5 protein-coding genes are annotated in these 4,553 nt (G+C 65.2%); 4 read left to right on the top strand and 1 reads right to left on the bottom strand.

Annotation, left to right across the window (positions count from 1 at the left end; translation table 11 throughout):
- On the bottom strand, positions 1–621 hold a 621-nt coding region (locus tag Q0L94_RS08075; protein WP_296752239.1), incomplete at its 3' end, for an NAD(+)/NADH kinase.
- A 158-nt stretch (positions 622–779) separates the two neighbouring features.
- Between Q0L94_RS08075 and hrcA the strand changes: the two genes are divergently transcribed.
- The 4 genes from hrcA to Q0L94_RS08055 all read left to right on the top strand — a co-directional run.
- Positions 780–1,796, top strand: a complete 1,017-nt coding sequence (hrcA, locus tag Q0L94_RS08070) for a heat-inducible transcriptional repressor HrcA (RefSeq protein ID WP_296752237.1) — start codon at positions 780–782, stop codon at positions 1,794–1,796.
- The gene (gene hemH, locus Q0L94_RS08065; protein WP_296752235.1) at positions 1,796–2,899 is read left to right on the top strand and encodes a ferrochelatase; all 1,104 of its coding nucleotides are present in this window, start codon (positions 1,796–1,798) and stop codon (positions 2,897–2,899) included. Before hrcA ends, hemH begins: the two co-directional genes overlap by 1 nt.
- A 186-nt stretch (positions 2,900–3,085) precedes the next feature.
- Complete coding sequence (locus tag Q0L94_RS08060) at positions 3,086–3,388, top strand: c-type cytochrome (protein ID WP_296752233.1); 303 nt, start codon at positions 3,086–3,088, stop codon at positions 3,386–3,388.
- A gap of 19 nt (positions 3,389–3,407) precedes the next feature.
- A partial coding sequence (locus tag Q0L94_RS08055; protein WP_296752231.1) for an FAD-dependent oxidoreductase occupies positions 3,408–4,553 on the top strand: 1,146 nt, incomplete at its 3' end.

Raw genomic sequence — 4,553 nt, 5'->3', positions numbered from 1 at the left:
CGCCACCGCCTCCAGCGTCGGATGCATGATCGGCCCGCCAGCCGACAGTGCGTAGGCCGTGGTGCCGGTCGGGCTGGTGACCACCAGGCCGTCGGCACGCTGGCTCTGGACGAATTCGCCGTTGATGGCGATTTCCAGATCGATCAGGCGGCCCGAGCCGCCCTTGCCCACCACCACATCGTTGAACGCAGTGGACTCGAAAACGCGCTCGCCGCCGCGATGCACCTGGCCGTTCAGCAGGATGCGTTCTTCCGCCATGTACTGGCCGCTGAGGATTTCCGCCACCGCATCGTACATGTGGTCAACCGTGATGTCGGTAAGAAAGCCCAGCCGCCCCTGGTTGATGCCGATCAGCGGCACGCCGCGTGGCGCCAGTTCGCGCGCGATCGACAGCATGGTGCCGTCGCCGCCCAGCACCACGACCGCATCGCTGCCGATCGCCAGATCCTGCAGATTGCGGGTGGGAAAGTCATCGATTCCCAGATGTTCGGCGGTCTGGCTGGCAAGCAGAACCGCATGCCCGCGCCCCCGCAGAAACTCCCCCAGTGACCGCACGGAGGCTTCCATGCCCTGATTGTTGTATTTACCGACAAGACCGACGGTATGGAAAAGGGTTTGCATGAGGGCCGATTATATAGGCGAGATACAAGTTCCAAGTTGCAAGATGCAAGTGATTCGCGGCCTGGCTTAAAGCCGCCCACCTGTCGATCCTTGAAACCTGGAACTTGCAACTTGGAACTTGTACCTTGGGTCTTGTATCTTGCCCCTATAATCTGCCCATGCTCAACGACCGCGCCCGCATCCTGCTGAAAACCCTGGTTGAACGCTACATCAGCGAGGGCGAACCGGTGGGCTCGCGCACCCTGTCGAAACACGCCGGGCTGGACCTGTCGCCCGCCAGCATCCGCAACATCATGGCCGACCTCGAGGAAATGGGCTTCGTCGCCAGCCCGCACACTTCGGCCGGGCGGGTGCCGACGCCGCGCGGCTACCGCTTCTTCGTCGATACGCTGCTGACGGTGCGCCCGCTGGCGCAGGTCGAAGTCAGTCAGCTCGAAAACAGCCTGACATCGTCCGACCCGCAACGGCTGATGACGGCGGCCTCCACCCTGTTGTCCGACCTCAGCCGGTTTGCCGGCCTGGTGATGACGCCGCGGCGCAGCCCGGCATTCCGCCAGGTCGAATTCATCAGCCTGTCCGACAAGCGCATCCTGCTCATCATCGTCACCATGGAAGGCGAGGTCGAGAACCGCGTCATCCTCACCGAACAGCCCTACAGCGCCTCCGCGCTGACCGAGGCGGCCAATTATTTCAACCAGCACTTCGCCGGCCATAGCTTCGACCAGGTGCGCAACAAGCTGCGCGACGAGCTCGGCCGCATGCGCGACGACATCACCCGCCTGATGGCGGCGGCGGTCGATGCCGGCAGCCAGGCGCTCGACGCCAGCCAGGACAACGTGGTGGTCGCCGGCAGCCGCAAGCTGCTCGACGTCGAGGAACTCTCCAGCAACATGGGCAGCCTGCGCCGCCTGTTCGACGCCTTCGAGCAGAAGACCGGCCTGCTGCAACTGCTCGACCAGTCGCGCGGCGCCGCCGGGGTGCAGATATTCATCGGCGGCGAATCCGAACTGCTGCCGCTCGACGAATGCAGCCTCGTCACCGCACCCTATTCGGTCGACGGCCAGGTGGTCGGCACGCTCGGCGTGGTCGGCCCCACGCGCATGGCCTACGAACGCGTGGTGCCGATCGTCGATATCACCGCCAAGATTCTCTCCAGCGCGCTGTCGCACCACTGATGCGCTATCTGAAAGAGCCCGAGTACAGCCACGGTCGGCAGGCGAAGACCGGCATCCTGCTGGTCAACCTCGGTACCCCCGAGGCGCCCACGGCCCAGGCATTGCGGCCCTACCTGAAGCAGTTCCTGTCCGACCCGCGCGTGGTGGAAATCCCGCGCGCCGTGTGGTGGCTGATCCTCAACGGCATCATCCTCAACACCCGGCCGAAAAAGTCGGCCGCGAAATACGCCGCGATCTGGACCAGGGACGGCTCGCCGCTCAAGGTCCACACCGAGAAGCAGGCCAAGCTGTTGAAAGGCTGGCTGAGCGAAAAGCTCGCCTCGCCCTTCATGGTCGACTACGCGATGCGCTACGGCGAGCCGTCGATATCCGGCACGCTCGCCAGGATGAAGGCTGCCGGCTGCGACCGCATCCTGATCCTGCCCGCCTATCCGCAATACGCCGCCTCCAGCACCGCCACCGCATTCGACATGGCATTTGCCTGGCTGCAGCAAGTCCGCAATCAGCCGGCGCTGCGCACGCTCAAGCACTACCACGACCACCCCGCCTATATCCAGGCGCTGGCCGCCAACATCCGCGATTACTGGCAGATGCACGGCCGCCCCGACGTATTGCTGATGAGCTTCCACGGCGTGCCGCGCTACACGCTCGACAAGGGCGACCCCTATCACTGCGAATGCCGCAAGACCGGACGCCTGCTGGCGGAAGCGCTGGGGCTCGACCCGAAGCAATATCGTCTCGCCTTCCAGTCGCGCTTCGGCCGCGCCGAATGGCTGCAGCCCTACACCGGCAAGACGCTGACGGCGCTCGGCCGCGACGGCACGGGACGCGTCGACGTGGTCGCTCCCGGCTTCACAGCCGACTGCCTGGAAACCCTGGAAGAACTGGCGATGGAAGGCCGCGCCAGCTTTCTCGAAGCCGGCGGCAAGGAGTTTCACTACATCCCGGCACTCAACGAACACCCGCTCTGGATCGATGCGCTCGGCCAGATCGCGCTGGAAAATCTGGGCGGCTGGGTGAGCGACGACTGCAATCGCGATGCCGACGAACAGGCGCGCCAGGCCAGCAAAAACCGGGCGCTGACCCTCGGCGCGCGCAGTTGAGCAGGCCGCGCAAACGCCCGTCCAGCGCGCTTCAAGGCCGCGCTATATAAGCCCCCGCTTGTTGACAAGGCATAGAGGCTCACCCAACATGGCATTTCTGGACGGGGCGTTCCAAACCCCGCCAGAATCAAGGCTTGCGGGGCCGTCGCGGTTCCCGTCCTGCCCCCCACGTTTCTGGAGGAGTCTATGCACAAGAAAACCACCCTGGTGCTTGGCAGCTTCATCGGCCTCGCCCTTTCCGGCATCGTCGGCGCAGCTGACATGCACACCCAGGTTATCGCATCCACCTGCATGTCCTGCCACGGCCCCGGCGGCAAGAGCGTAGGAAAGAACCCGAACCTGGCGGGCCAGAACAAGGCCTTCTTCGTGCAGAGCATGAAGGAGTTCAGGTCCGGCGAGAAGCCGGGAACCATCATGAAGCGCCACGCCGCCGGCTATACCGATGCCGAAATCGAGGCCATGGGCGACTACTTCGCCAGCCTGAAATAACCCCCGAGGAGGCCAAAGCATGATCCTGAATCGTCGCGATTTCCTGAAGTGGTCCGGCGCTGGCGTTGCAGCCGCGTTGACCGGTTGCGCCACCATGCCGGGCACCCCCCGCGCCCGGGTTGTCGTGGTCGGCGCCGGCTTCGGCGGCGCCACCTGCGCCAAGTACCTGCGCCAGTGGGGCCCCGATATCGACGTCACCCTGATCGAACCGAACGACAAGTTCGTGTCCTGCCCGATTTCCAACTGGGTGCTGGGCGGCCTGCGCACCATGGACGACATCACCCACGGCTACGACCGGCTGCCCGCCCACGGCATCAAGATGGTCAAGGACACCGTCGTCGCCATCGACGTCGACAAGCGCGTGGTCAAGACCCGCGGCGGCGCCAGCATCGGCTACGACCGCCTGGTGCTCGCCCCAGGCATCGATATCCTCACCGATACCGTGCGCGGCTTCAAGGAAGCCGAGGCCGCCGGCAAGGTGGTGCACGCCTGGAAAGCCGGGGCGCAGACCGTCCTGCTGCGGAAGCAGCTCGAAGCCATGGCAGACGGCGGCACCTTCGTCATGTCGGTGCCGGCGGCACCCTACCGCTGCCCGCCCGGTCCCTACGAGCGGGTCTGCATGGTCGCCCACTACTTCAAGCAGGCGAAGCCCAAATCGAAGATCATCCTGCTCGACGGCAACCCCGACATCGTGTCGAAGAAGCCCCTGTTCACCGACGCCTGGAACACCCTGTACCCCGGCATGGTCGACTACCGCCCCAACAACGCCCCGCTCGCCATCGACAGCAGCAAGATGGTCGTCACGACCGAGTTCGACGACGTCAGGGGCGACGTGCTCAACGTCGTGCCGCGCCAGCGCGCCGGCGAAGTCTGCGATCTGGCCGGCGTACGCAACGACAGCAACAAGGTCTGGTGCACGGTCAACCTGGCCACCTTCGAGTCGACCAGCGTGCCCAACGTCCACATCATCGGCGACTCGGTGGGCGCCCCCCTGCCGAAGTCCGGCCACATGGCGACCAACCACGCCAAGGTGTGCGCCGCCGCCATCGTCGAGTTGCTCGCAGGCCGCGCGCCCGACCCCATCCCGGTCATCGCCAACACCTGCTATTCCGCCACGTCGGGCGACACGGCAGGCTACGTCGCCCACGTCTATCGCTTCGAGGCC

It is taken from the genome of Thiobacillus sp. (assembly GCF_024708915.1).
Note: the sequence above shows the minus strand (reverse complement) of the source record. Positions and strands in the feature narration are given on the sequence as shown.

What these genes read in the sequence shown, in the direction of transcription:
- hrcA (WP_296752237.1), top strand. Translation starts at nt 780, where the DNA reads ATGCTCAACGACCGCGCCCGCATCCTGCTGAAAACCCTGGTTGAACGC.
- hemH (WP_296752235.1), top strand. Translation starts at nt 1,796, where the DNA reads ATGCGCTATCTGAAAGAGCCCGAGTACAGCCACGGTCGGCAGGCGAAG.
- Q0L94_RS08060 (WP_296752233.1), top strand. Translation starts at nt 3,086, where the DNA reads ATGCACAAGAAAACCACCCTGGTGCTTGGCAGCTTCATCGGCCTCGCC.